Source organism: Amycolatopsis pigmentata (assembly GCF_042684065.1).
Classification (GTDB): domain Bacteria; phylum Actinomycetota; class Actinomycetes; order Mycobacteriales; family Pseudonocardiaceae; genus Amycolatopsis_E; species Amycolatopsis_E pigmentata.
Genome location: NZ_JBHUKR010000011.1, coordinates 1 through 26,279, shown reverse-complemented (window position 1 = coordinate 26,279; position 26,279 = coordinate 1). Strand labels below are relative to the sequence as shown.

The 26,279-nt window shown below is 66.9% G+C and carries 21 protein-coding genes and 1 pseudogene; 13 read left to right on the top strand and 9 right to left on the bottom strand.

Features of this window, described 5'->3' with window-relative positions:
* Positions 1-8: 8 nt before the first annotated feature.
* Positions 9-698 (bottom strand): class I SAM-dependent methyltransferase, encoded by a 690-nt coding sequence (locus ACFSXZ_RS22210; RefSeq protein ID WP_378267067.1) that lies wholly within the window; start codon positions 696-698, stop codon positions 9-11.
* Positions 699-864: 166 nt separating this feature from the next.
* On the opposite strand from ACFSXZ_RS22210, the gene ACFSXZ_RS22205 reads away from it, so the two are divergent.
* Entirely contained in the window at positions 865-1,734 is an 870-nt protein-coding gene (locus ACFSXZ_RS22205) for an MBL fold metallo-hydrolase (RefSeq protein ID WP_378267066.1), read from the top strand.
* Positions 1,734-2,255, top strand: coding sequence for a MarR family winged helix-turn-helix transcriptional regulator (locus ACFSXZ_RS22200; protein WP_378267065.1), 522 nt, complete (start codon positions 1,734-1,736; stop codon positions 2,253-2,255). Before ACFSXZ_RS22205 ends, ACFSXZ_RS22200 begins: the two co-directional genes overlap by 1 nt.
* A 46-nt stretch (positions 2,256-2,301) precedes the next feature.
* Here the strand turns inward: ACFSXZ_RS22200 and def are convergent, their stop codons facing one another.
* Together def and ACFSXZ_RS22190 are read right to left on the bottom strand one after the other, a co-directional pair.
* Complete coding sequence (gene def / locus ACFSXZ_RS22195) at positions 2,302-2,844, bottom strand: peptide deformylase (protein ID WP_378267064.1); 543 nt, start codon at positions 2,842-2,844, stop codon at positions 2,302-2,304.
* 57 nt (positions 2,845-2,901) lie between these two features.
* Positions 2,902-4,131, bottom strand: a complete 1,230-nt coding sequence (locus ACFSXZ_RS22190) for an amidohydrolase (protein ID WP_378267063.1) — start codon at positions 4,129-4,131, stop codon at positions 2,902-2,904.
* A gap of 373 nt (positions 4,132-4,504) precedes the next feature.
* On the opposite strand from ACFSXZ_RS22190, the gene ACFSXZ_RS22185 reads away from it, so the two are divergent.
* Both ACFSXZ_RS22185 and ACFSXZ_RS22180 read left to right on the top strand, forming a co-directional pair.
* The gene (locus tag ACFSXZ_RS22185) at positions 4,505-4,636 is read left to right on the top strand and encodes a hypothetical protein (protein ID WP_378267062.1); all 132 of its coding nucleotides are present in this window, start codon (positions 4,505-4,507) and stop codon (positions 4,634-4,636) included.
* Positions 4,594-5,475 (top strand): alpha/beta fold hydrolase, encoded by an 882-nt coding sequence (locus ACFSXZ_RS22180; protein ID WP_378267061.1) that lies wholly within the window; start codon positions 4,594-4,596, stop codon positions 5,473-5,475. The genes ACFSXZ_RS22185 and ACFSXZ_RS22180 overlap by 43 nt, the downstream gene beginning before the upstream one ends.
* 96 nt (positions 5,476-5,571) lie before the next feature.
* Here the strand turns inward: ACFSXZ_RS22180 and ACFSXZ_RS22175 are convergent, their stop codons facing one another.
* From ACFSXZ_RS22175 to ACFSXZ_RS22165, 3 genes are all read right to left on the bottom strand, one after another.
* On the bottom strand, positions 5,572-6,732 hold the full coding sequence (locus ACFSXZ_RS22175; protein WP_378267060.1) for an acyl-CoA dehydrogenase family protein: 1,161 nt from the start codon (positions 6,730-6,732) through the stop codon (positions 5,572-5,574).
* A gap of 123 nt (positions 6,733-6,855) precedes the next feature.
* Positions 6,856-7,818 (bottom strand): RNA polymerase sigma factor, encoded by a 963-nt coding sequence (locus ACFSXZ_RS22170; RefSeq protein WP_378267059.1) that lies wholly within the window; start codon positions 7,816-7,818, stop codon positions 6,856-6,858.
* Positions 7,819-7,927: 109 nt separating this feature from the next.
* Positions 7,928-8,401, bottom strand: a complete 474-nt coding sequence (locus ACFSXZ_RS22165) for an OsmC family protein (protein ID WP_378267058.1) — start codon at positions 8,399-8,401, stop codon at positions 7,928-7,930.
* Between ACFSXZ_RS22165 and ACFSXZ_RS22160 the strand changes: the two genes are divergently transcribed.
* On the top strand, positions 8,365-9,048 hold the full coding sequence (locus tag ACFSXZ_RS22160) for an alpha/beta fold hydrolase (RefSeq protein WP_378267565.1): 684 nt from the start codon (positions 8,365-8,367) through the stop codon (positions 9,046-9,048). The genes ACFSXZ_RS22165 and ACFSXZ_RS22160 overlap by 37 nt on opposite strands.
* Positions 9,049-9,567: 519 nt before the next feature.
* On the opposite strand, the gene ACFSXZ_RS22155 is transcribed toward ACFSXZ_RS22160, so the two are convergent.
* Positions 9,568-10,155, bottom strand: a complete 588-nt coding sequence (locus ACFSXZ_RS22155) for a TetR/AcrR family transcriptional regulator (protein WP_378267057.1) — start codon at positions 10,153-10,155, stop codon at positions 9,568-9,570.
* 55 nt (positions 10,156-10,210) lie between these two features.
* On the opposite strand from ACFSXZ_RS22155, the gene ACFSXZ_RS22150 reads away from it, so the two are divergent.
* Entirely contained in the window at positions 10,211-10,990 is a 780-nt protein-coding gene (locus ACFSXZ_RS22150) for an SDR family oxidoreductase (protein WP_378267056.1), read from the top strand.
* 439 nt (positions 10,991-11,429) lie between these two features.
* Here the strand turns inward: ACFSXZ_RS22150 and ACFSXZ_RS22145 are convergent, their stop codons facing one another.
* Entirely contained in the window at positions 11,430-11,954 is a 525-nt protein-coding gene (locus ACFSXZ_RS22145; protein ID WP_378267613.1) for a hypothetical protein, read from the bottom strand.
* A gap of 90 nt (positions 11,955-12,044) precedes the next feature.
* Positions 12,045-12,269 (bottom strand): annotated as a pseudogene (locus tag ACFSXZ_RS22140) (helix-turn-helix domain-containing protein); the annotation flags it as partial.
* Between the two features lie 418 nt (positions 12,270-12,687).
* Between ACFSXZ_RS22140 and ACFSXZ_RS22135 the strand changes: the two are divergent.
* The 7 genes from ACFSXZ_RS22135 to ACFSXZ_RS22105 form a co-directional block, all read left to right on the top strand.
* A complete protein-coding gene (locus ACFSXZ_RS22135) occupies positions 12,688-13,896 on the top strand; it encodes a hypothetical protein (protein ID WP_378267055.1) in 1,209 nt (402 codons plus the stop codon).
* Complete coding sequence (locus ACFSXZ_RS22130) at positions 13,893-14,408, top strand: hypothetical protein (RefSeq protein WP_378267054.1); 516 nt, start codon at positions 13,893-13,895, stop codon at positions 14,406-14,408. The genes ACFSXZ_RS22135 and ACFSXZ_RS22130 overlap by 4 nt, the downstream gene beginning before the upstream one ends.
* A 114-nt stretch (positions 14,409-14,522) precedes the next feature.
* Entirely contained in the window at positions 14,523-16,073 is a 1,551-nt protein-coding gene (locus ACFSXZ_RS22125; protein WP_378267053.1) for an MBL fold metallo-hydrolase, read from the top strand.
* A 48-nt stretch (positions 16,074-16,121) separates the two neighbouring features.
* The gene (locus ACFSXZ_RS22120; RefSeq protein ID WP_378267052.1) at positions 16,122-17,744 is read left to right on the top strand and encodes a tryptophan halogenase family protein; all 1,623 of its coding nucleotides are present in this window, start codon (positions 16,122-16,124) and stop codon (positions 17,742-17,744) included.
* Positions 17,745-17,778: 34 nt separating this feature from the next.
* Positions 17,779-19,092, top strand: a complete 1,314-nt coding sequence (locus ACFSXZ_RS22115; RefSeq protein ID WP_378267051.1) for an MFS transporter — start codon at positions 17,779-17,781, stop codon at positions 19,090-19,092.
* Complete coding sequence (locus ACFSXZ_RS22110) at positions 19,089-21,647, top strand: non-ribosomal peptide synthetase (protein ID WP_378267050.1); 2,559 nt, start codon at positions 19,089-19,091, stop codon at positions 21,645-21,647. The genes ACFSXZ_RS22115 and ACFSXZ_RS22110 overlap by 4 nt, the downstream gene beginning before the upstream one ends.
* The coding region (locus ACFSXZ_RS22105) for an amino acid adenylation domain-containing protein (protein WP_378267049.1) at positions 21,644-26,279 on the top strand (4,636 nt) is incomplete at its 3' end. The genes ACFSXZ_RS22110 and ACFSXZ_RS22105, both read left to right, overlap by 4 nt.

Below are 26,279 nucleotides of genomic sequence, written 5' to 3'. Positions count from 1 at the left end.
TCCGTCGATCAACGGCGAACGGATGCGAGGAGACCGACCGAAGGGAGTGCGGCGGCCGCGATCCGGCGTTCCTCGGCTCGCCGGATGGCGTTGAGGGCATCGGCAGCGTGGGTCACCGGCTCGATCCAGCTACCGCCGCGGCCGTCGACCAAACGCCACAACATGGCCGTGTCCACTGTGGTCATCTCGGAGCCGACGCGGCGCAAAGCGGCGAGCATCGCGGAACCTCGGTGAAGGAAGTCGTGGCCTTCGACCCAGGCGTCGAGCAGATCACCCGAGGGGAGTTCGGCATCGAGTAGACCGGCGGCGACGAGCAGGGCGCGGTTGTCGTAGAGGAAGTCGGCGGCCGTGTGGGTCACCCGTTCCCAGGCGAACTCTTCGATGACGATCTGTCCGCCCGGGGCGAGCAGTGTGGCGGCGTGGGCCAGGATGTCGTCCAGATCCTCGGCGTGATGCAAGGAGCGGGTGAACAGCACCACGTCGTATTCGCCGGACACGTCGTGGACGTCGGCCTGGATGACCGCCACCCCGCGTTCCGTGGCCGCGGCCGCCATCTCGGCGCTCCGGTCCACGCCGGTGACGTCGTAACCCAGGTCCAGCAGAGCCGCGGCAAGGGCTCCACGGCCGCAGCCGGCCTCCAGGACGCGGGCCGGGGGCTCCGGCAGGAGCGGCTTCAGCTGCGCAAGCGTAGGGGGCACGGCAATGGTGGTCAGCTCCCTTCGGGCCACCATAGGCCGCGTCTTGCGGGATGAGCGACGGATTTTGGAGCCGCGTCGGCGTCGAGGGCCCGCGCCGACCGGTGACGCGTGAGGCCGTCCCAAAATCGTCTTGTCTCGGATCGTCTCAAGTCATACGATCTGCTTCATGGGACCTCTCCCCGCGCCTGCCGTCTGGACGGAACCTCTTCCCGAGGCCACCCCGCCCGCCGGCATGGCCTTGTACCAGTTGCCCACCGCCACCTTCGAGACCAGGGCGATCTTCGCGTTCCGAGGCGGTTCGTTCCGGGACAAACGTCATTTCGCGGCGACCGCGATCCTGGTGCGGCACCCGAAGGGCGATTTCCTGATCGACGCGGGCTTCGGGGCCGGGGCCGCCGCACACCGGCAAGCGCAGCCCCGGCTCGCGCGCGTCCCGTATCAGGCGATCAGCACCGCGCGCGAGCAACTCGACGCGGCAGGCTACGACGTCAATACGCTTCGCGGCGTGCTGTTGACGCATACCCATTGGGACCACGTCAGCGGCCTTGACGAACTTCCCGTGCCTATTTGGACCAACGAGGGCGAACTGCGGCACGCGAAAGAACGTTCCGACGGGAAGGTTTTCCGCGAGGTCTCCGCGGGCCATCAAATTCATCAGTACGACTTCGATGGTCCGGCGTATCTCGGTTTTTCCTCGAGTTTCGACGTCTACGGCGACGGCTCGGTGGTCATTGTTCTCGCCGGAGGACACACGCGCGGTTCGGTGATCATCTTCGTCACGCTGCCGGACGCCAGGCGTTATGCCTTCATCGGTGATCTGGTGTGGCAACTCGACGGCATCCGGCAGCGCGTCGATCGGCCGTTGCTGACGCGCACGCTGGCCGATGTCGATCCCGGCCGGGTGCGGGCGGGCTTGCTTCGCGTCATCGCCTTGGCGGACCTCATGCACGTCGTCCCTTCCCACGACCGCACCGCCTACGACGGGATCCCGCGACTGCCGGATCGGCTGATGCCCGTCACCCCAGAATCCGCCTGATGAAGCCGAACGAAGTGCGGGATCGCCGAAGGCGAAGTCGGCCGCGCGCGGACGGGGACGACCAGGACACCGCCCGCGCGCAACCCTCGATCGACTCGGAGATCACCTGGCTTCTGCACCGCGCGGCGCAGCGCATGCGCGCCGCCACCGACGAACAAGCCGAACAGCACGGCATCCGGCTTCGCGATCACATCGTGCTGAGCGCCATCGCCAGGTACCCCGATCTCACGCAAATCGAATTGGCGAAGTCGCTCGGCCTGGACAAGACAACGCTGATGCTCCAGTTGGACCGGATGGAGCGAATGGGTCTCGTGGTACGGCATCTCGACCCCCGTGACCGCCGGAGAAGGATCCCGGAATGCACCGGGTTCGGACACGCCGTCCGCGCGAGAGTCGCCGAAGCGAGCGCGAGCGTCGAGGCGTCCGCGCTGAGCGATTTCACTGAGGACCAGGTGCGCCTCTTTCGGCAGATGCTCTTCACGATCATCGGGGACAGTGAAGACAAAGGGTCCTGCCTGTAATTCCAGTCGGTCGACCACCCGCGACAGGGCGCCAAACCCGGCGTTCCTAGTGTGGCGAGCGCTTGAGCTCCGGCATGGCGTCCTCGTCGAACCATGAGGCCGCGCGCAGCGTGGCCATCCACCGCTCCCGCTGGGCGGCGGTCAACCTGTCGATGAACAGCACACCGTCGAGATGGTCGGTCTCGTGCTGGATGCAGCGCGCGAGCAAGCCGTCGCCGACGACCTGGACCGGGTCGCCCTGCACGGTGTAGCCCTTCGCCACCACGTTCATCCGGCGCGTGGTGTCGAGGTAGACGCCGGGGATGGACAGGCACCCCTCGACGCCTTCCTGCTCCTCCTCGTCCGGGAAGTCGACGACCGGGTTGACCAAGTGGTCCGGACCACTACCCTCGGAAATCTGCGGACTCCAGACGAAGACCCGGAGCCCGACCCCGAGCTGAGGCGCAGCGAGCCCGGCACCTCCGGTGTCACTCAAGGTCTCTCGCAGGTCCCGGACGAGAGCACGCAGCTCACCGTCGAAATCGGTCACCGGTGCGGCGGGCTTCCGCAGAACCGGATCACCGAGTTGCCTGATCGGAATTACGGTCACCTGAACCCCTGTTCCTCGTCGTTGGTCATCATGCGCGCTCATTCCCTCCAGTAACGGTCACGGCCGCCTCTCTTTGTCGAACCACGTCCGCGCCGCGGTGACCAGGGCCTCGATGCCGGTGGACAAGGTCGGCTCGATGTCCGGGGCGAATTCGGGCGAATGGTTCATCGGGAGGTGGTCGAACTGGCGCCGGGTGAAATCGATGCCGCCGAAGAACCAGTACACCGTGGGCGCGCCCGCGGCCGTACCGAAGACGCCCATGTCTTCGCTGGGGTTGATCGGCGGCATGGCCACCAGCCGCTGCGCACCGAACTGCCGCGTGAAAGCCGCCACGATGGTCTCGGTCGCCTCCGGATCGCACACCAGCACCGGCGCGCCCGCGGCCCATTCGAACTCGGGTTCACTCGGCGCTCCGGAAGCGGCCGCTTCGGCCCGGACGATCCTTTCCACGGCGGCGCGGACGGTGTTCCGCGTGTGGTCGTCGAACGTGCGGATGTTGATGCCCAGTTCGGCGGTGTCCGGGATGACGTTCTCCTTCGTCCCGGCCCGCAAGCGCCCGACCGTCACCACGGCCCGCTCACTGGAGGCGACCTCGCGTGCGACGATGCCCTGCAGGCGAACCACGACGTGCGCGGCCATCACCACCGGATCGACCGTGCCCTCCGGCGTCGATCCATGGCCACCGCGACCATGCAGGGTGACGCTCACCGAGTCCGTGGCCGCCATGAGCGGTCCACTGCCGTGGCCGATCATGCCGGCCGGCAACGGGCCGACATGCTGGCCCAGCACGATGTCCGGTTTGGGGAAGCGCTCGAACAGCCCGTCGTCGACCATGGCGCGAGCGCCCAAGGCCAGTTCCTCGGCCGGCTGGAAGACGGTCAGCAGCGTGCCCGACCAGTCCGCGCGGGTACCCGACAGCCAGGTGGCCGCGCCGAGCAGGCACGTCACGTGCATGTCGTGTCCGCACGCGTGCGCCACCGGCACCTCCGCGCCCCCACTGTCGACCGCGCGCGCGGTGCTCGCGTAGGGCAACCCTGTTGCCTCCGTCACCGGGAGCGCGTCCATGTCCGCGCGCACCATCACCACCGGCCCCGGACCGTTGCGCAACACCCCGACCACACCCGTGCCACCGACCTCGGTGGTGACGTCGAAACCCAACGGGCGCAACGCGTTCGCCACGATGTCGGCGGTCCGGAACTCCCGGAGTGAGAGTTCGGGATGCTCATGCAGGTCGCGATAGACCTCGCCGAGCCGGTCGGCCAGTTCGGCGTGGGGTTGCTGCGCCAAAATCCTGTTCTCCTCAGGTGCGTGTGACCGGATGCCCTGCGCCGGCACGACATGCGCCCCGCACCAGGGGGTGATCACCATTTCACTGAAGCACCGGGCGCCTCACGTTGTCCAATGCCGGTTGAGCATGACAGAAACCAGCCCGGTACCGGCCACCCCCTGCACGCGCGGGACAGCCAGGATCGCGGTGAACTTTCATCGCGAGGCCCGCGGAGATACGTCTCGCGGCGGCGCGCCTTGATCGAGCGCTCGTCCCGGCCATGGTCACCGCGGGCTCCGAACTGGTGGCCTTCCTGCCTCCTCCGGTCGATCGGCGGGAGGCGCGGCCGATCGGCCGAGGCGCCGGCGTGCTCACGAGGCCAAGGTCCCTCCCATGAAGATCAAGAGACTCTTCGTCGCGGCACTGGCCGGAGCGGTGCTGATCCCCCTCGCGCCGGGCATCGCGGCCGCGGAAACCCTGCGATGGCGGCCGCACCCCGGGGCGTCGGCTACAGCGCGGGCGTGACGTGCAAGGACGACTCGACCCAACCGGATCCCTTCTTGCCGAAAAAGGAGAAGGCCCGCTTCGAGGCCGAACGTGACGGCCGGAACCATCAGCGTTGTGTCACCGAAGACCCGGAGTTCGTGCGGAACCTCACCACGGCGAACATCGCCCGCGACATGGACCGCATCCGGATCGCCCTGGGCGAGGACAAGATCGGCTATTACGGCGTGTCCTGGGGCACCGCCCTTGGCGCGCAGTACCGCACCCTGTTCGACGCCCACGTCGACAAGATGCTGCTCGACTCGGTGATGGCACCGACCCTGATCACCTCTGCGCGGCGCGACTGGCCCGCATCGGCACGGGACCTCGCCGGGCTCCGTGACGGTTCCACACTCAAGGCCTTGCCTGGTAAGGAAAAGTCCACGTTCGGCTGGGACGCCGGCCAGCCCGGCTTCAGCCCGTTCCAGCAAACCTCGGTGCTGTGCGACGACTCCGGCAGCACGCGCGACTTCGACGAGATCTGGAACGCCCGGCTCCGGCTGATCGAGCAACTGCCCATCTCCGGGCAGTACGGCACCGAAGCGCTCCCCTGCGTCGGCTGGCCGATTCCCGCGCAGCCGTGGCAGTTCGCCAGCGGAACCAGTCCCCTGCAACTGGTCGGGCACCTCTACGAGCAGGTCACCCCGATCGGCTGGGCCCGGGAGATGCGACAGCGGATCGGTGGCGCCCTGCTGACCGTCGAGGACGACGTCCACGGCTCGCTGAGCACCCTGCCGTGCGGGGCCAAGGCCGTGGCATTCTTCGACACCGGCAAGGTCTCGAACGACTCCTGTCCCGGTGCTCCCGTTTCCCCCGCCTGACCAGGCAAGGCAGGCGCCCTTGGCTGCGATTCCTTCCGTCGCAAGGAAATACGCAACCAAGGGCTTCAATGGCGATCGACCAGCCGAGCGGCGAACTCAGAGAGTGGGGTCGTTGGCCGGAATGCCGATCACGGTGCGGCCGGCCAGCTCGTAGTTGGCCGGGGACAGGACCATGTGCTGCGCCGCGGCGTGGCCGTCACGGAAAAGCCTGCCCAACCGGCTCGACTCGTACAGTGAGGCCGAGCTGCCCAACTCGTACATCGAGGTGAGCACGGCACGCGCGGTCTCGGCCGCGTAGGGCAACGCGCCCCGTACGGCACCGCGTTCCTTCTCCGTCGCGGGGCGGCCGGCCGCGGCGGCGGCGTCCAGCCCGCCGAGCGCGGTCAGCAGCAACGCCAGGGCGGCATCGACCCGTGCGCCGGCCTGCCCGATGGCGGCCTGGACCCGGGGCTGATGCGTGAGCGGCACGCCGTCCGGCCCGGTCCTGGTGCGCGACAGCGCCGCCACCTCGTCGATCGCCGCCCGGGCCATGCCCAGCACCACAGCCGCGCCTCCGGAGGTGATCTGGTTGATCACCGGCACGTGGTAGAGCGGGCGGTCGATGCGTGCCCGCGCATCCGGCGCCACCATCATGTCGGCGTCCACCGGCAGGTCCTCGACGGTCACCGTGTTGCTGTTCGTGCCCCGCATGGCGGTCGAGTGCCAGGTGTCCCGCACGGTCACCGACGAGCGGGGAACCACGCAGAAGCGCCAGTCCGGACCGGACTCGGTCATGCGCGGCTGCCCGCCCTCCAGGACGAGAGCCAACAGGCCGAGCCACTGAGCCGAATCGACCCCGCTGACGAGCTTCCACTCGCCGGAGAGCCGGAACCCGTTTTCGCTCGCTACCAGGTAACCCGGCTGGCTCGAGTGCGCGACCATTGGGTCTGGACCATTGGCCCAGATCCTTTCCACGCTTGCCTCGCTGAGAAAAGCGGCGCCGAAGCCGGCATTGAGGTTCCATACGATCCAGGCCGTCGGGCCATCGATCCGGGCGAGCCGCTCGATCAGCGTCATGGTCGTGGCCACGGGCAACTCGAACCCGCCGAGTTCGCGTGGTGTGGTGAAACGGAATGCCCCGTTGATGCGCAAGTGGTCGACGAGTTCGTCCGGAAGCCGGCGGAGATCTTCGGCTTCGTCGCGGTACTTCTCGATGGCCGGACGGAAGAACTCGGGCAGGTCCTCGGGGGCCCGGGAAGGTTGCGGGTAGGAAAGCATGTCGTCTCCGAACTAGGGGAATGGCCGGGTCAGCGGGAACGCACCGCGGTGGCCGGGTGCGTACTCGCCCCCACCAGATGCACCCTGGAGAGCGAGAGTTCGAAGACTGAACTGTGGCTTGCGTCACATCACGTGGGCAAGCTCCGGGACCTGACGGCGAACGTGGAAGAGCCGGGCCTGCTCCACCCAGCCGGAGCGTAGGTGCAACACCCACGCCGCGCCGGGCGGGCAATGGAACGGATCCTCCGGCGGACTCCGCAAAGTGAACTCGCAGACGGCGATGTCACCGCTGGCGACGACGTTGCTCAAGCGATGATCCACCCCGTCGAGGAGATCCTGCTCGAGCCCGCGGACAACCTGGCCGTACCCCTGGGCCCCCAGGCCACCGGGTCCGGAGACCGCGACGGTGGGCAGCCAGGAGGTGGCCAGTGCGGACGCGGCCTCGCCGTGCCGTACCGAGGTGAGCAACTCCTCGGTGTGGCGGCGTCGCTCCTCGGTGACCGCCCGGATATCGCCGTGCGCGGTGTCGGCGGTCGCCAGCAAGGCCCGCGCCAGCTTGCCGCGGGCCTCGTTCAACCGGCTGCGCACGGTCCCGATCGGCACTCCGCAGGCCTCGGCGATGTCCTGATAAGCCGTCACATCACTGAAATAGCGCAGCATCAGCACCAGGCGCAGCGGGGGCGACAGTTCTTCCATGGCCTGCCAAACCCAGTCCCGTGTGGCGTGCTGCCCCAGCAATTCCGTGGGATCCGGTTCCGCGGACGGAAGCAGCGCCGCAAGACCGCCGTCCAAAGGTACGTGCGTCGGCGAGCGGTAGCGCATGCGGCAGGCGTTGCGGACCACCGTGCGCAACCAGGAACCCACCGCCGCGGGGTCACGCAGGTCGCCGATCCGGCGCAGGGCGATCATGCTCGCCTCCTGCACGGCGTCCTCGGCATCGGGTCCGTAGCCGACCAGGCTGATGGCGACGGCCAGGAGCATCGGACGGTGGCGGGCCAAAAGACTGCCCAGCGCGCTCACGTCGCCCTTCTTCGCGGCGTGCACCAGGTCCGCGTCGGTGGGAGCACCGAGGCAGGAAATCCCCATATACAGAATGGTAGCGACAACGGCGGATGCGCGTTATTGGACCAGATGCGCCACCGGCACAAAAGGCGGTACCGAATTCGAGTCCTATTGCCGGGGTGCCCGCGCTGGCCTACTGGGCGCGGACGCGAGGCTCATGGTGGATCGGGAAGTTCACCGAGCGCGCGATGAAGCACACCGAACCGACTTCGCCGTGCAACTCGATGGCCTTGTCCACCATGGCAGCGTCGGCAACGATCACTTCGGGGTGAAGGGTCACCTCGGTGAATTGGCCTCCGCCGCCGGTGGCGTCCATGGTCATGACCCCGTGAGCGTGGTCTTCGTAGTCGAGGACGGCGACGCCACCCACGGCGCAAAGGTGGAGGTACCAGAGCATGTGGCACTGCGCGATGGAGGCCACCAGCAATTCCTCGGGGTTCCACCGGGCCGGGTCCCCACGAAAAGCCGCGTCCGAGGACCCGGCGATGGGCGTCTTTCCGGCCGCCAGCACTTCATGAGCACGGCTGAAGGAGCGGTAACTATCGGTGCCCGTGCCAAGGTTTCCGGTCCATTCGATCGCGACGTCATAGGTGTGCGTGTCGGCCATCTGGCCAGAATAGGGAGGGCTCGACCGCCGGGCCGCACCGACGTCGAGCGGCCCCAGGGCAGCGCTCGCACGAAGCCGGGCAAGCCTACGTCACCCGCAGTGACCTGCTGCCAAGCGCGGCGGGGGCGGTGCTCGACCGCGAGCTGACCGACATCACCTTCGTTGCGCACAGCTGGGGCGGTTATCCGGTCACCGGCGCCACGCACCGGCTCGCGGGCCGGGTCTCGAAGGTGATCTTCTACAGCGCGCTGGTCCCCGCCCGCGGTGTGCCGCTGGTGGACGAGAACGCGGACTACGCCACGATGATCCGGGACGCCATCGCGGCGAGCCCGGACGGCACCGTCGGCTTCCCCCGGGAGCTGGCCGATCTGCTCGCGCCCGACGCACCACAAGCCACTCGCGACCTTCTGTTCGACTTGCTCGAACCCACTCCCGGCGCCTATTACACCGACGCCCTCGACTTGCCCGACCTCACGACCCTCGACGTGGACCTGACCTATCTGCTCGCCGAGAACGACCAGGTGCTGGCGCGGCCGGGCGCCGAGTTCGCCGCGCGCCTCGGACTGACCCCGGTGATCGTGCCGGGACCCCACGACGGCATGCTCACCCACCCTGACGAGATCACCAAAGCGATCTTGCTCAACTGACGGCGTGCCTGGGCGTAGGTCCAGACCAGTCGCCGTTCGAGGGTGCCCGGCGTGGATCGCCGGGCAGCTGTACCCACGCCGCAACGACCAACACCTTTACGTTCTCGCGCTGCCTCCGAGCTTCGCCTACCTTGGCGGAATGGGGCGCAAGGGCATCCGGGATGGCGGGCCAGCGAGAAAGCCCGGTTTCCGCCCGGAAGACGTCGTGGGGCTTCCCGTCCGACAAGCGCTTGTCGACCTCGGACATGAGGGGTTCGACGCCGAAATAGCCAGCGCGAACCAGGCGCATCCGGTCCTCGGTATCTGGGTGAGCAACCGGTGTGCCTCGGCAGCCTGATCGAGTCGCAGCACGTCGTGTACGACGGGATGCAGGCGTCGCTTCGCGGCGGCGTCGAAGTGCGCGGAGCGGACGGCGATGGGGACGGTGTTGAGGCTGAACGTCGCGAACGAGCGTGACTGCTGTCCAGTGGTCGTGCACCTGTCGGAGCTCATCAGCGACGTCAACTCCATGGAGAGCGTTCACGGCCGCGCGGTCTTCTGGGAGATGCCAGCGATCGCTGCATCGGCGATGCGATTCCGCGTCGCCGGGTCGACCCCTGCCTTCGCGAGTGCTTCCAGACCGCGATGCGTGGTGACGATCAGGCCGCCGAGCGCCTCCGCGTCGGCTCCCGGGTCGACGAGCCCGGCGCGCTGGGCCTGCTCGATGAGCTGGCGACAGCTGTCCAGCAGGGTCTCGTACGTCGCCAGCGAGCGCGCGGCGACCGCGTCGTTCTCGGAGGCCAACTCCGCGGTGCCCTTTGCGAGCAGGCAGCCGTACCGGTTGGTGATCTCCGGTGAGTGCAGCCACGCCCGGAGCCGGATGAGGGCTTCGTCCTCAGGTCCGTCGATCCGGGCTGCGGCCATCGCCTCCGATCCGGCGCAGTAGTCGTCGAACACCCGCTGGAAGAGCGCCTGCTTGTCACCGAACGCTGCGTACAGGCTGCCCTTGCTCAGCCCGGTCGCTCGCGACAGGTCGTCGACGGAGGTGCCGTGATAACCGGTCTCGGTGAACTGTTGCCGAGCAGCATCCAGCACGTCGGCTTCATCGAACTTCCGCGGCCTGGCCATGGGCCGAGCGTACGCAGTTCTGGACAATCGGTCCAGAATATGTATTCTGGACCGCATGTTCAAAACCCTTACGCCTTCCGATCCCACCGAGTTCGCCGGCAAACGGGTGATCGTCACCGGCGGCTCCCGCGGCATCGGAGCTGCCATCGTGCAGCGGCTGCTCGACGGCGGTGCGAGCGTCGTCACCACGGCACGCAGCGCCACCGACGAGACGCCGAAGGGCGCCACCTTCATCCCGGGCGACATCAGTACCCTCGCCTGCGTCCAGGCATTCGCCGCGGCAGCGCTCGGTGAGCTCGGCGGCATCGACATCGTCGTCAACAACGCCGCTGCCGCCCGCGCCCACCTCGGGGGCATCTCGTCGATCCCCGACGAGGAATGGCTCGACGCCCTCGACCTCAACTACCTGTCCGCCGTGCGGGTCACGGGTGCGCTCCTGCCGGCTCTGCGCGAATCCGGTGCCGGCAGCGTCGTGGTCAACATCTCCTCCGGGTCGGCCGTCCTGCCGGCGGCACCGTTGGCCCACTACGGCGCCGCGAAGGCGGCCCTCAACGCCTACAGCAAGGCGCTCGCCTCCGAGCTCGCCCCGGTCGGCATCCGCGTCGCCACCATCATGCCCGGCAACGTCCTCACCCCCGGCGCCGACGCGATCCGTCAGAACTTCGCCGACGCCATGGGCGTTCCCCTGGAGGCCACGACGTCAGCCGTCCCCCTCGGCCGGCCGGGAGACCCGCGCGACATCGCTGAAGCGGTCGCCTACCTCGCCTCCGACCGCGCCCAGTGGGTCACCGGAGCGAACCTCGTCGTCGATGGCGGCGAACTCCCCACTTTCTGACCATAGAGCCGTCACCAGTGCGTCACTGACGCACTTCTCGGCCGTCGCACGCAGACACTCCTCGGGTGGATGGCCCATGAAAGGCAAGCCATGAACACCACACCCTCACCCTCGACCGGTCGGCTCGCTGGCCGTCGGGCACTCGTCACCGGCGCCTCCCGCGGCATCGCTGCCGGAATTGCCCGAGGCCTTTCCGCTGCCGGGGCCTCCGTCGTCCTCACTTAAAGATCTTTCGGTTTTTGGGTGATCTTGGTCAGCGGGAAAGGCCTGTATGGTCAAGGAAAGCGAAGCACAGCTCGTAGCTGCTGCCCTTCAGTCGGGTCAGTGCGGCAGCCTGCGCGTCGTCCAGCGTGTCCGGACACAGGTTGGCCGGCCGACGCGATCTTCGAATCGCTCGAGCCGCACCGACGGGGTGCCGCGAGCCGTTGTCTCGGAAAGGTTACCAGTTCGTACACATTTCGCCGCGGGCATTGGGGGCGGGTGTCGGGACGTCTCCGCAGGCGCGAAACAACATGTTGGGTCCGGTCTCGTGGGCGCGTGAGGTGCCCGTGCTGGTCGTGACCGGGAATGGGCCGCACTGTGTCCAGCTGCGTGCGCTATCGGTGCTCACGTCCAACCAGACTCGGTCACCGAAAGCGGCGTTGGTGATTCTCGCCCAGGTCGCGAACTTGCCGTCGGTCGCCTTACCCGCTATCAGTTCGATCGTGGGCGAGTGGTCGGGGGCCTGCGGGTGGACCGCCGGTCGCACCGCCTGACCGTCGCCGTCGTTGGCGGGCCAGGGCCAGTCGCGACAGACCGCATCCTCGGTCGGCTTCAAAGTGATGACATGAACGCCGAACTGGCGGCCGATGAGTACGCCGCCGGTACCGAACACCAACGCTGTGGCCAGGAACGCCGTCGCCAGTAGCAGCCGGTGGTGGCGGTGCCGCCAGGTAGTCGGCCGCGCGGGAGGCGAATCAGTCAAGAGTGGTTGGGCGGATGCGTCGTCGGGCGCACCGGTCGTCGGCCGACGCGCGCGGCTGGCTTCTTGCCACAGGGGATGCAGTACGTCGGCGTCTCGGCCGGCGAGTGCGCTCAGTCGTTCGACGACTGACCACGGCGGGACGGCTCGCCCTGCCAGATATCGCGACAGCGAGGAATCGCTGACGTGGACTTCCGCCTCAAGATCCTTCAGACTCCTGCCGGTTCTAACCTGGAGTTGCCGCAATTTCGTGGCGAGCCGAGTGACCGGGTGATCTCCAGAGTCTCTGCCGGAGGTATTGCCCTTCTGTGACGGCATTCGTCCCCTCCACGCGTCCCAAACCAGGCTGCCCGCCCCACCGCCGGACCGCAACCATGCAGGTCATCGGATTGTTCATCCCCGGGACGTCCCGGAAGCCCGGGACAAGCTTGTCTCAAATCGATCGTGAATGCCAACCTCGGTCACGGCCGCATACGCCGAGGGGGCCCTCCGCTTGTTCCTCCCCCGTATGCCGAGGCCGAATCAATCCGGTGAGTTTCGACCGTGGGGGTAAAGGGTGCTCGACCATCTACCGGGCAAACGAGAAACACCGTGTCCCAGGCGGTCGCTGGTCGCCGGCATCATTGTCCTGGCGGCGCTTGTGGCGGGAGTTCCGACCACAACGTCGGCATCGGCGGTTACGCCATCCACATCGAGTGACGCGACCTGCGAGCCCGGCGACTTGGCTTTGCAGCACATGCATTCGCACAACGACTACGACCACTCCACACCGCCGCTGTGCACAGCGCTGGGCTACGGCGCGGCCAGCGCCGAGGCTGACGTGTACTACGACGGCCCGAGTGCACAACTGCTTCTCAAACACGGTCCGAACGACCCTGTGCGGGGCACCCTGATCGACAAGTATCTGGCCCCGCTGTGGCAGCGGTACAACGAGCGACCGGCCGGGCGGAAATGGTTGTACCCCGGCTGGCCGCGTCCGTTCACCCTGGTGGTGGAAATCAAGGACACCGCGCCGGCCAACGACACCGCGATCGATGCCCTGCAGGTCGAACTGGCCTCGTACCTGCCCATGCTGACCACGGTGTCCAACGGCAAGGTGACCGAGGGCATGGTGACTGTGCTGCTCACGGGCCAGGCGAACGCCAACAGCGTGCGCACCAATCCCGTGCAGGACACCTTCGTCAACCTTACCGACGACACCTTTCTCGACGAGGCCGCGAGCCACACGCTCCCCAACCTGTCCATCGCGCCGCTGGTGAATGTCGAGTGGTGCCACGTCGATGCGTACCTGCGTGTCCACGCATCGAGCTACCAGCCGGACCCGAACTGCAGGACGGTCAGCGAGACAAAATCCTGGAAGCGACTGGACAGCCTGAACCTCCAGTCGTACGCGGCCGTGGCCGACAAGCTCGCGACGATGGCGCACGATCAAGGTCTCAAGATCAGATGGTGGGGCGTGCCGGACGAGTCCGAAACCGACGGGATTTGGACGACCAACCGGAACTACCTTGACAACGAAATTCTCAACGGCCTCGACTACGTCTCGGCCAACAGCACTGAAAGCAGCTCGGCGGCTCCCGATTTCGGCGACGTCTCCGACGAGCTGATCAGTCTCGGGGATGGATGTTCTGGCGCGCAGGAATGCGCGCTGGGCGCGAAGGCCACTGTCGCGGTCAATCAGGACGGTGGCCAGTTACAGGTAAGCGGCACCCTTTGGGCCACCGATCCCAGCGAATGCGCCTCGCTGCAGTTGAAGTTCTTCCTGCCCGGCCACACGATCGACAGCACGGTGAAGGTTCCGCAGGTCTGTGGCACCACGCCGAAGCCATGGGGCGTCACCGTGGCCGGGGCACCGGGTGCCTACGCGGCAGTGGGCCTCGATCTGCAATCCACCCAGCTCTACCACGACACCCACCAGATCACCCACGACTTCTATTACCTGTGACCGCCACCTGCCGCACTTCATCGGAAGGAGATGACATCATGTATCGGTTTAGCCGGATGGGGTCTTCCGCCGCGGTCGCACTGGCAATCTTGGCGACAGTCGTCTGGCCTGCCGGGTCCGCGACCGCCGCACAGCACATCGCGAGTCCGCACGCAGCGCCCGATCCGTCCTGTGCGGGGGGCGACGACTGGCTGGACTATGCCTACGTCGTCGACTCGACCCGCGGTGCCATCGTGGATGGATTGCTGTGCAAGGACCACGTGACGACGGGTGACTACTGGGCGGTTCGAGTGACCGACAATTCGGCAGACAGCAAATGTGCCCACGCCGGAGTCATCTGGCGACCGGCCAGTGGCAACCCTGTCGGCGACTATGGCATGTACGTCTGCGGCGCCGGGACCTCGGCACTGTTCACGAGCCCGGTACGAAACTGGACGCTGTATCATTCCACGGAATTGGCCGCCTTTGTCGACGCCGGAGCCAGCTCGTCCGCACCGGTGTACGTGTTCTGACCGATTACGGGTCACGCGTTGTCGGGCTGCATCGTTCCGTTTGAGCTACCTGGTTCGTGTGACGACGATTCGAGGGAATCAGTGAACGAACAAAAGATGTTTCTTCGTCCCAATGTGCGCGTTGAAGGCCTGATCGACAATTTCTGTGCGTGGCTGCACAGCTTCGCACCCGTTGCCGGTGCGATGAACACCGCCAAACTACACCTGCCACTTCTCGACTCCTTCGTGGAGAATCCGAACGACCACGCACGGGCCGTTGCGGACCCGGCGATGAAGGGCGGCTATTTCCTGGACGTCGACGTCGCGCGGATCGACGAGGTACGCGATCTGCGCCACACGATAACCGAGAACAACAAAGCCGCCATCGCGCTGGCGAACGCGATCGCCGAGGCCGAACAGCTCCTGCGGGACGAGGCGACGGGCTATGGCATGTCCGAGCTGTACGCCAGGCTTCCGGAGGAAGTCCGTGGCTGCGCCGAACTCGTGTACGACCTGGATCACCATCCGCAACTGCGCTTCATGGAGGCATTGCTCTACCGGACACCGGTGCACCGGCCGGCACGCGAGTCCATCGACCTCTCGGTGGACGACGGCTCGTCACCGCCGTTCATCCTGAGCACACCCCGCCTGCCTGCCGCCGGTCACCTCCAACTGCCTCTGCGGCTGGCTGACCCGGCCATCGACACGCTGTTCGCGTGCGAACGCGCCGGACGGCCGGCAGACGAACTGGCCGACCTGCTGGGCGTCGGACCCGACCAGCGGGACCTGCTGCTGTCCCTGCTCACTCCCGAACGCCCCCTGGTGGAGGGACGGCACGTCACCGAAGGCGCCCGCATTCGCTACTTCGGGCACGCCTGCATCCTGCTGCAGACCCCGTCGGTGGCCATCCTGGTCGATCCGTTCATCAGCTCGGACACGGCCGCAGGCGACCGGCTCACCTACGCCGACCTGCCCGACCGGATCGACTACGTGCTGATCACCCACGGGCACCAGGACCACATCGTGATGGAGACACTGCTGCATATTCGCAACCGCGTCGACCTCGTCGTCGTTCCCCGCAGCGGCAGCGGTTTCCGGCAGGATCCGTCGATTCGCCTGTTCCTGGAGGCGGCTGGGTTCCACGTTCGCGAAGTCGACGACTTCGACGTGGTGCCCTTCGCCGACGGGAGCATCACCGCCACTCCGTTCCTCGGTGAACACTGCGATCTCGACATCCGGGCCAAGACGACGTACTGGGTCGACCTTGCGGGCAAGCGGGTGTTCGTCGGGGCTGATTCGTCCGGACTGGACCGGGAGCTCTACGCGCGCATCCGGGCCGTGCTCGGCCCGGCCGACATCGGCTTCGTCGGCATGGAATGCGACGGAGCGCCCCTGACCTGGCTGTACCGGCCGCTGTTCACCCGGCCGATACCGCGCAAGCTGAGCGAAACCCGGAAGCTGTCCGGTTCAAACGCCGCCCAGGCGCTTGGCATCGTCCAGGAACTGGGCATCACGCAGGCGTTCGTCTACGCCATGGGTGAGGAGGACTGGCTGCAACACGTGATGGCCACCAGTTACACGCCCGATTCCTACCAGCTCCAAGAGGTCGACGAGTTCCTGTTGATGTGCAAGAGAGAAGGAATCGAAGCCGAACACCTGCTTCGCCACCGTGAACTCAGCTGGTAGGCGAACACGACCGAGGTGAATTGTCACCGACCGAATGGGGGCCCGGCAGTGTCGACCGACGAGCGAATTCGTGACATCGTCATCCTGGGGGGCGGAACGGCGGGCTGGATGGCAGCCGCGTATCTGGCCAGGGCGCTGGGCGCCGGCGTTTCGATCACCGTTCTCGAGGCACCGGCAATTCCTCGGATCGGTGTCGGCGAGGCGACAATCCCCAACCTGCAGACGGCCTTCTTCGACTTCCTCGGTATACCGGAGGAAGAGTGGATGCGGGAGTGCAATGCCAGCTACAAGATGGGCATCCGGTTCATCAACTGGCGATCGGCGGGCCGGTCGACGCCGAGCCCCCGTGCCTGCGGCGACGGCGGCGCTGACGACTTCTACCACCTCTTCGGCCAACTGCCCGTCCACGAGGGCCTGCCGCTGTCCCACTACTGGCTGCACCGCCGCAGATCCGGCGAGACGACCGAACCCTTCGACCGGTTGTGCTATCGGGAGACTCGTGCCCTGGACGGCAACCGGGCGCCACGCTGGTACGACGGCCGCCGCGCGGCGAACTACGCATGGCACTTCGACGCCCAACTGGTGGCGGACTACCTGTGCAGATTCGCGACCCGACGCCACGGTGTCCGCCATATCCAGGGCGTGATGGACCACGCGTCGATCGACGACCGCGGCCACCTCGAGTCGATCACCACGACCGACGGCACGGCCATCGCGGGTGACCTGTTCGTCGACTGCTCCGGGTTCCGCCGCCTGCTGATCAACGGGGCGCTGGGCGAGCCGTTCATCGACATGAACGAGTACCTGTTGTGCGACCGCGCCGTCGCCACGGCCCTGCCGCACGACGACGACCAGCACGGCGTCGAGCCGTACACCTCGTCGATCGCGATGAGTTCCGGCTGGACGTGGAAGATCCCGATGCTCACCCGGTTCGGCACCGGCTACGTCTACGCAAGCCAGTTCGCGAGTCAGGACGAGGCCACCGAGGAATTCTGCTCGCTTTGGGGCCTGGATCCCGAAACGGTGCCGCTCAACCACATCCGGTTCCAGGTCGGGCGGAACCGCCGCGCGTGGGTCAACAACTGCGTCGCAATCGGTCTCGCGTCCTGTTTCGTCGAGCCGCTGGAGTCGACCGGTATCTATTTCATCTACGGCGCGCTCTACCAACTCGTGAAGCACTTCCCCGACCGGACGTTCAACCCGGTGCTCACCGAGCGGTTCAACAAGGAAATCGCGACCATGTTCGACGACACGAGGGACTTCATCCAGGCCCATTTCCACTATTCACCACGGATGGACACGCCGTTCTGGAAGGCGAACAAGGACCTACGGCTCGCGCCGCAGTTCGTCGAGAAGATCGCCATGTACAAGGCCGGCCTGCCGGTGAACATGCCCTCCGTCGACGCGGACAGCTATTACCACAACTTCGACGAGGAGTTCCGCAATTTCTGGACGAACAGCAACTACTACTGCGTTCTCGCCGGCCTCGGGCTGCTCCCGGATGACGTCCCGATCCTCGCGCACCGCGACGCGGCCGTCGCGGCGGCGGAGCTGGAGTTCGCGCGGATCCGGCGGGAGCAGGACGAACTGGCCGGCTCCCTGCCGAGCGCGGTCGACTACCTGCGCCGGCTCCATGGCGCCAACTGCCCGAGGACGGAAGCGGGCGCGTAACAGAGCCGATGTCGCCGACCGGAGGAGCACGCGAATGACGGCGTCGAGCGGTCCGTCCGCTCTCGGGCTGCTGCGCGACCGACGATTCGCCAAGCTCATCACGTCCTCGGCCGTCAACGCATTCGCCAACCAGGTCGCGCTGCTGGCGATACCGCTGGTCGCGGTCCTGACCTTGAAAGCGAGCCCGTTCCAGGTGGCGGCCGTCACGGCGTTGTCGACGGCCGCGTTCCTGCTCGTCGGGCTGCCGGCCGGCGCGCTGGTCGACCGGCTCCGGCCCCGGGCGGTGATCGCGGTCGCCGACGGGACGAGATCGCTCGTCGCGCTGACGGTCCCGGTGGCCTGGTGGGCCGGTCACCTCTCGATCTGGCTGCTGTACGCGGTCGCGTTCACGATGGGGATCGCGAACGTGTTCGGCCTGGTGGCGCGGCAGAGCTACCTGCCGCTGCTGGTCACCCGCTCCGATCTCACCGAGGGCAACGCGAAGCTCGCCGGTATCGAGCAGGTGTTCCGCCTCGGCGGTCCGGGCCTGGCCGGACAGGTGATCGCGGTCCTCACCGCACCGTTCGCGCTGGTCGTGACATGCGCGTCGCTCGCGTTATCCGCGGCCGCGGTGCTGTGGATACCGGAGAGCGCGCCCACCCGCCGGTCCGTCCGGGGCCGTCGGCGGCTGATTCACGAGGTGGGCGTCGGTCTGGCGTTCGTGTTCGGGAACAGGTTGCTGCGGGCCATGGCGATCAGCGTCGGATGGTCGAACTTGTTCGGCCTGGCCTACAGCTCGATGATGACGATCTACCTGGCGAACTGGCTGCGGCTGACTCCCGCTGTCATCGGGTTGGTGATGAGCGTCTCCGGTGCCGGCGGCATTGTCGGCGCGCTCGTCGCCCGCAGGCTGTCCCACCTGGTCGGCCAGGGGCCGCTGATGTGGCTGTCGATGCTGGTGGGCATGCCGTTCCTCGTCGTGCTTCCGTTGGTGCACAACGTGAGTTGGGTCTGGGCGGCTGCCGTCGCCTACGCGATCGCCGTGTGCTGCATGGTGGTCATGAACATCGTCCAGGGCACCGTCCGCCAGACGATCACCCCGCCCGCTCTGCTCGGCCGGGTGAGTTCGACGTTCCGATTTCTCACGTGGGGTACGTCGCCGGTGGGCGCGGTGCTCGGCGGTCTGCTGGGGTCGTCGATCGGGCCCCGAGCGACATTGCTGGTGGCCGCGGTGGGGACGTGCGTCGGTTTCGTGCCGATCTTCCGGTCACCGCTGCGCCGCATGCGTGAAATCCCCGCTGCCGAAGGCGTTTCGCGGTGCGATGCCCGCCATCGGCAACCCGAATCGGCCCTACAGGAGGAGTTATGAGCGAGGCCGGCGCTGACGGTGTCGTCGGGACCGAGTCAGACCTGGGTTTCTGGCGCCGGACGCTGGCGGGCGTACGCCCGCCGGACCTGCCGACCGATCGCGCCCGGCTCGACGGGCGCGACAGCGGTAGTGGGTCGGTGCCGTTCACGGTGCGCGCCGACATCGTGGCCGGGATCCGGCGCGTGGCCGCGACCCACGACTGTTCGGTGTTCGTGGTGCTGCTGTCGGTCTTCCAGGCACTGCTGAACCGCTACACCGGACAGCCGGACATTGCGATCGCCACGCCGGCCGAGCCGTCGGGCACCCGGGCGAACACCCTGCTGATCCGGGCGGACCTGTCGGGCGATCCTGTCGTCGGCGACCTGCTCGCGCGGGCCACGAAAGCCACTCTCGACGCGTTCGCCCACCGGAGCGTGCCCTTCGAGAGCCTGCCCGCGGACGTGAGGGCCGAGTACGATCTCGCCCGCACCCCGCTGTTCCAGCTCGACTCGGTCCCGGCCGAGCCGGCGACGGCCTTCGATCTGGCGCTGACTTTCGTCGAGCAGGACGGCGGCCTGACGGCCGGCTTCCGGTATAGCGGCACCCGGTTCGACCAGGCGACCGTGCGGCGGATGGCCGGGCATTACCAGACGCTGCTGGCGAACGTGATCGCTGATCCGCCGGTCCGATTGAGCGATCTGGAGTTGCTGACGCCCAGCGAGCGAGCGCAATTGCTGGTGGAGTGGAACGACACCGAGGCCGACTTTCCGCGTGACGTGTGTGTGCACGAGTTGGTCGGAAGGCAGGCCGCCGCCCATCCCGACGCGGTCGCCGTGGTGTCCGCGATGGAGTCGCTGACCTACGGCGAGTTGACCGCTCGCGCCAACCAACTGGCGCGGTTCCTGGCCGGGCGTCGTGCCGGGCCGGACGTTCTCGTCGGTGTCTGCCTTCCGCGCTCGCTGGATCTGGTGGTCGCATTGTTGGGCGTGTTGCGGGCGGGTGCGGCCTACGTGCCGATGGACCCCGAGTACCCGGCGCAGCGGCTGGCGTTCCTGCTTTCCGACGCGGCCGCACCCGTGGTCCTGACCCACAGCGGACTGCGGGATCGGCTGCCGGCCGGAGATGTCGTGCTCATGGACGAGGACTGGTCGAGCATCGGTGCGTTGCCGGACACCGATGTGGCGACCGGGGTCCGGCCGGACAACCTGGCCTACGTGATCTACACGTCGGGTTCCACCGGTGAACCCAAGGGCGTCCAGGTCGAACACCAGGGTCTGGTGAACCTCGTGGACTGGCACCGACGCACGTTCGGCATCGGCCCGGGAAAACGGACAACCCTGGCCTCGCCGATGGCGTTTGACGCGATGGCCTGGGATTTGTGGTCCGCGCTGGCTGCCGGTGCCACGGTTTCGATCCCCTCCGCGCAGACCGTCGAAGATCCACAACAGTTGCAGCGGTGGATCAATGACGAGTGCTTCGACGTGACATTCCTGCCGACTCCGGTCGCTGAGGCCGTCCTGGCACTGCCCTGGTCCCGACCGGCACCCGGGTACCTGCTCACCGGTGGTGACCGGCTCACCACGATACCCAGGGCGAATTTGCCGTTCGTCCTGGTGAACAACTACGGCCCCACGGAGACGACCGTGGTGGCGACATCCGGCACGGTGTCGTACGGCAGGCCCGTGCACATCGGCCGGCCGGTGCAGAACGTCGTCGTGTACGTGGTCGACCACGCCGACCATCTCGTGCCGATCGGCGTCCCCGGCGAACTCCTGATCGGTGGTGTCGGCGTCGCGCGCGGCTACCTCAACCGGCCCGAGTTGACCGCACAGCGGTTCACCGCGGACCCGTTCTCATCCGATCACGGCGCCCGCGTGTACCGGACCGGGGACATCGTCCGGTGGACGCCGGACGGAAACCTGGAGTTCGTCGGCAGGCGGGACGATCAGGTGAAGGTGCGGGGCTTCCGCGTCGAACCAGGCGAGGTGGAGTCGGTCCTGGCTGGGCGGCGCGGTGTGGCCTCGTGTGCGGTCACCGTGCGGGAGGACCTGCCCGGTTCCCGGCGGCTGGTCGCATACTGCGTGCCGGCAGACGGCGTTTCGCTCTGCACCACGGCGTTGCGGGAGTGGTGCGAGCACAGCCTGCCGGCTCACCTCGTGCCCAGTGTGTTCGTGCTGCTGCCCAAGTTGCCGCTGGCGGCGAACGGCAAGGTGGACCGGACGGCGCTTCCGGCCCCGGACGGCATCCGGCCGGACCTGAGCAACGGGTTCGTCGCACCACGTAGTCCCGCTGAGCGGACGGTCGCCAAGATCTGGTCGGACATCCTGTGGGTCGACGAGATCGGCGTCCACGATGACTTTTTCGAACTCGGCGGGGACTCGCTGCTGGCGGCCCGGGTCATCTCGCGGGTCCGGGACGAACTGGGCATCGACATCGCGATACGCACCCTGTTCGACTCTCCGGTCCTCGGCCGGTTCACGACGGCACTGGCCCACGCCACACACGACATGATGGCGCGTCGCAGCAATTCGCCCGCCGGGCCCGAGAAAACCGAATCGTTAGGCGGCCAACTGTGAACAAGCCCATGGCGGAAACCGGTGACGGCAATCGCGACGAAATCGCGACGGACTTGATGGGTGAGGTCGCCCGGTTCTTCGAGAGCGATTCCGGCGACATCACCGCCGAGGGTTTCCGGTCGCTGCTCGCGTCTGTTGCCGAGCCGTCGAAATCGGTGATCCGGCCGGTGGACCGGCGCGGCACGGCCGGGTTGCCGTTGTCGTTCGCGCAGCAGCGGTTGTGGTTCTTGGATCGGCTGGAGCCGGGCAGTCGTGAGTATTTGATTCCGATGGCCATGCGGTTGCGTGGTCGTCTGGATGTGGGTGCGTTGCAGGCTGCCTGCGATGGGTTGATTGCCCGGCACGAGCCGTTGCGGACGGTGTTCGACGATGTCGGGGGTGTCGCTGTGCAGATCATCAAGGAGCCGTCGCCGTTTCCGCTGGAATTCGTCGATCTGACCGGTTCGGATGGGGGGCGGGATCTGGAGGAGGTTCTCGCGGCTGAGCTGCACCGGCCGATGGATTTGCGGTGTGGTCCGTTGGTGCGGGGTGTGCTGGTCGTCGTGGGTTCTGAGGATTTCGTGTTGGCGTTGACGTTGCATCATATTGTGGCTGATGGTTGGTCATTCGGGGTGCTGACGCGGGAATTCCGGGAACTGTATGCGGCCGCGGTGGAGGGCCGGGCGGCCACGCTGGATGTGTTGCCGGTGCAGTACGTGGATTTCGCGGTGTGGCAGCGGGAATCGTTGCAGGGTGACGCACTGGCCGGACAACTGGATTTCTGGCGCGCGGCGTTGGCGGGGATTGAGCCGCTGGAACTGCCGAGTGATCGGCCACGGCCAGCGGTGCGCAGCGGGGCCGGAAGCGCTGTGACGTTCCGGGTTTCTCCGGAGGTGACGGCGCGGGTGCGCCGGCTGGCCGCTGAGCATGATGCGTCGTTGTTCATGGTGCTGCTCGCGGTATTTCAGGTACTGCTGGGCCGTTACAGTGGCCAGTCGGATGTGACCGTGGGATCACCGGTGGCGAATCGCGGCCGAGCCGAGATCGAGGGCTTGGTGGGATTTTTCGTGAACACTGTGGTGCTGCGCGGTGATCTGTCGGGGAATCCGGTGTTCAGCGATTTCCTGGTGGAGGTGCGGGAGCGGGCGGTGGACGCGCTCGGCCATCAGGACCTGCCGTTCGAGCGGCTGGTGGAGGAGCTGGCGCCGGAGCGCGACCTGGGCCGGACCCCGTTGTTCGACGCGATGCTGGTCTTGCACAACGCGGAAACGGGTTCGTGGGAACTGCCCGGCCTTCGCGTCGAACCGGTGCCGGTGGAATCGTCGGTGGCGAAGTTCGACCTGACGTTGAGCATGGTCGAAGAAGACGGCGGGCTGAGCGCCCGATTCGTGTACAGCATCGATCTGTTCGACCCGCCCACGATCGAGCACATGGCGGGGCACTTCGTGACCTTGCTGGACAGCGCGGTGACCGATCCCTCACGGCGGCTGCGCGAGCTGGAGATGTTGACCGCCGGCGAGCGGCGGCAACTGGCCGAATGGAACGAGACCGAAGTCGATTTTCCCCGTGATCGGTGCGTGCACGAATTGATCGAACAACGGGTCGTTGCCGACCCGGATGCGGTCGCGGTGGTCTTCGGGCCGGAATCGTTGACCTATCGAGAACTGAACGCCCGCGCCAACCACCTGGCCTGGCACCTGGCACAGCGTGGCGCCGGGCCAGGCGTGGTGGTCGGAGTATGCGTCGAACGATCCTTGGACCTGGTCGTGGCCCTGCTGGGCGTGTTGAAGGCCGGTGCGGCATACGTGCCCCTGGATCCAGACCACCCCACCCAGCGAACGGCGTTCATACTCTCCGACACCGCCGTTCCCATCGTGGTCACACAGACCACCACACGTGACCGGATACCGACCGGCGAGGTCGTGATACTGGACCAAGACTGGAACACCATCAGCACGACACCGGACACCAACCCCGCGACCGGCGTTCGCCCGGACGACCTCGCCTACGTCATCTACACATCAGGTTCCACGGGCGAACCCAAAGGCGTCCAGGTCGAGCACCGTAGCCTCGTCAACCTGACCGTGGCCGCGTCGTCGGATCACGGTGTCGAGCAGAACAGCAGACTGCTCCAGTTCGCCTCCGTGAGCTTCGACGTGTCGGCGTGGGAGATCTTCACGACACTGGTCGCCGGTGCGACCTTGATCGTCGCGTCCCCGGCCGGTCTGCTGCCCGGAATCACGCTCGAGTCGACGATCGCCGACTACGGCGTCACCGTTCTCGGCCTGGCGGCTTCTCTGTTGACTCGCATTCCGGCCGACGGCACGGCTCGCCTGAAGACGCTGTGCGTCGGCGGCGAAGCCGTGGCGCCCCAAGTGCTCGCCGAACACGCCGCGGGCACAACACTGATCAACGCGTACGGCCTCACGGAGACGACCGTGTGCGCGACACTGTATCGCCAGAATGGCACCGTCGACGGCACCCGGATTGGTCGCCCGGTCGGGAATGTTCGGGTGTATGTGGTTGACGATACCGATGGGTTGGTGCCGGTTGGTGTGGTGGGGGAGTTGCTGGTTGGTGGTGTGGGGGTTGCTCGGGGTTATGTGAATCGGCCTGAGTTGACGGCGCAGCGGTTTTCGGTTGATCCGTTTTTGTCGGATCCTTCGGCGCGGGTGTATCGGACCGGTGATTTGGTGCGATGGCGTCGGGACGGGAATTTGGAGTTCGTGGGTCGTGGTGATGATCAGGTGAAGGTGCGGGGTTTCCGGATTGAGCCGGGCGAGGTGGAGTCGGTGCTGACCGGGCATCCGGGGGTGGGTTCGTGTGTGGTGGTGGTGCGGGAAGACGTTCCTGGTGACCGGCGGTTGGTCGCTTACTGCGTGCCGGTGGAGGGCCGGGATGAGGGTGTGGCTGGGTTGCGGGAGTGGTGTGAGCGCAGTCTGCCCGGCTATATGGTGCCCAGCGGGTTCGTGTTCCTGAAGGCGCTGCCGTTGACCGGGAGTGGGAAGGTCGACCGGCGGGCGTTGCCCGTTCCGGATGGCCGCCGTCCGGGGTGGGAGGGCCGGTTTGTGGCACCACGGAACGGGGCGGAGCGGGTGGTCGCCGGGGTGTGGGGCGAAGTGCTGGGTATTGACCGGGTGGGTGCGCACGACAATTTTTTCGCGTTGGGCGGGGATTCGATCCTGAGTATTCAGGTGGTGGCGCGGTTGAAAGGGCTCGGGGTCGACCTCACACCGCGGATGATGTTCCAGCATCAGACGGTCGCCGGTGTGGTAGCGGCCGCCGGGCCGGCCGTGCCGGTGATGGCCGAGCAGGGCACTGTCACCGGTGAGGTTGCTCTCTCACCGGTGCAGCGCTGGTTCGCCGAATGGGATCTCGCCCGGCCGCACCATTTCAACCAGGCCGTGATGCTGGTCGTGGAAGACCTCGACCTCGACCGACTGCGGGCGGCGGTGGATGTCGTGGTGGATCACCACGACATGTTGCGGGCGCGATTCCGTCGCCATTCCGATGGCTGGATCCAGTCCATCGCCGGTGATGCCGGTGCGGGGGTGGTCGGCAAGCGGGATCTATCCGGCGCCGCCGAGGTGCAGAAGGCGTTGCGGGAGATGGCCGACGAGGTCCAGCGAAGTCTGAATCTGGCGGCGGGCCCGGTGCTTCGCGTTGTGCTGGTGGAATTGGGGGCGGACCGAGGACAGCGGCTGTTGATGGTGGTCCATCACCTGGTCGTGGACGGTGTCTCTTGGCGAGTGCTGCTGGACGACCTCGGCCGGGCCTATGAGGACAAACCACTGCCACCGAAGACCACCTCGTTCCGGGAATGGTCGGCCCGCCTGGCCGGCCACGCGAGCTCGATGGACCTGACCTACTGGGACCGAAAACAACCGGCCGCCGCCCCGGTCCCGCGGGAGGGGACCGGAACCAACTCCTTCGGCTCGGTCGACATCGTCGAGGCCTCATGGGACACCGAAAAAACCACCGCGCTGGTACGCGACGTGACCCGGGTATTCGGTACCAGCGTCAACGACGCGTTGGTGCTGGCCGTGGCCTGGGCGATGCGGGAATGGACCGGCCAAACCTTGTGCCTGCTGGAAATGGAAGGCCATGGCCGGGAAGAGATCTTCGACGATGTCGACCTTTCACGCACGGTGGGATGGTTCACCACCATTTTCCCCGTCACGATCGACCTGGGAACGGCCACCGATCCGGTCGAGTGCCTGACCACGGTCGCCACACAACTCGACGAGATCCCCGGCAAGGGACTGGGTTACGGCATCGGCCGCTACCTCACCGGAAAAACCCCAGCCCGGCAAACCCCCGAAATCAGCTTCAACTACCTGGGACAACACGACTCACGAGTACCCGGACTCGGCCACTACGCCCACCACAACGAACCCACCGGCGACACCATCGACCCCACCGCCCCCCGCAAACACCTCTTGGACATCACCACCAACATTCGAAACCGGCAACTCCACCTCACCACCCGATACTCCAAAAACGTCCACCAACCAACCACCATCCACAAATTCGTCGACGCGGTACTCGCGGTGCTCGGCCGACTGGTTGAGACCGCCCTACAGGAGGGCGATCGACACCGGTTGGCGCCGTTGCAGGCGGGGATGCTTTTCCATACGTTGAACGATGATTCGC

Bases quoted from the DNA above. Each gene is read 5' to 3' on its own strand.
- ACFSXZ_RS22205 (WP_378267066.1), top strand. From the start codon at position 865: ATGGGACCTCTCCCCGCGCCTGCCGTCTGGACGGAACCTCTTCCCGAG.
- ACFSXZ_RS22200 (WP_378267065.1), top strand. From the start codon at position 1,734: ATGAAGCCGAACGAAGTGCGGGATCGCCGAAGGCGAAGTCGGCCGCGC.
- ACFSXZ_RS22185 (WP_378267062.1), top strand. From the start codon at position 4,505: ATGAAGATCAAGAGACTCTTCGTCGCGGCACTGGCCGGAGCGGTGCTG.
- ACFSXZ_RS22180 (WP_378267061.1), top strand. From the start codon at position 4,594: ATGGCGGCCGCACCCCGGGGCGTCGGCTACAGCGCGGGCGTGACGTGC.
- ACFSXZ_RS22175 (WP_378267060.1), bottom strand. From the start codon at position 6,732: ATGCTTTCCTACCCGCAACCTTCCCGGGCCCCCGAGGACCTGCCCGAG.
- ACFSXZ_RS22170 (WP_378267059.1), bottom strand. From the start codon at position 7,818: ATGGGGATTTCCTGCCTCGGTGCTCCCACCGACGCGGACCTGGTGCAC.
- ACFSXZ_RS22165 (WP_378267058.1), bottom strand. From the start codon at position 8,401: ATGGCCGACACGCACACCTATGACGTCGCGATCGAATGGACCGGAAAC.
- ACFSXZ_RS22155 (WP_378267057.1), bottom strand. From the start codon at position 10,155: ATGGCCAGGCCGCGGAAGTTCGATGAAGCCGACGTGCTGGATGCTGCT.
- ACFSXZ_RS22150 (WP_378267056.1), top strand. From the start codon at position 10,211: ATGTTCAAAACCCTTACGCCTTCCGATCCCACCGAGTTCGCCGGCAAA.
- ACFSXZ_RS22135 (WP_378267055.1), top strand. From the start codon at position 12,688: ATGCATTCGCACAACGACTACGACCACTCCACACCGCCGCTGTGCACA.
- ACFSXZ_RS22115 (WP_378267051.1), top strand. From the start codon at position 17,779: ATGACGGCGTCGAGCGGTCCGTCCGCTCTCGGGCTGCTGCGCGACCGA.
- ACFSXZ_RS22110 (WP_378267050.1), top strand. From the start codon at position 19,089: ATGAGCGAGGCCGGCGCTGACGGTGTCGTCGGGACCGAGTCAGACCTG.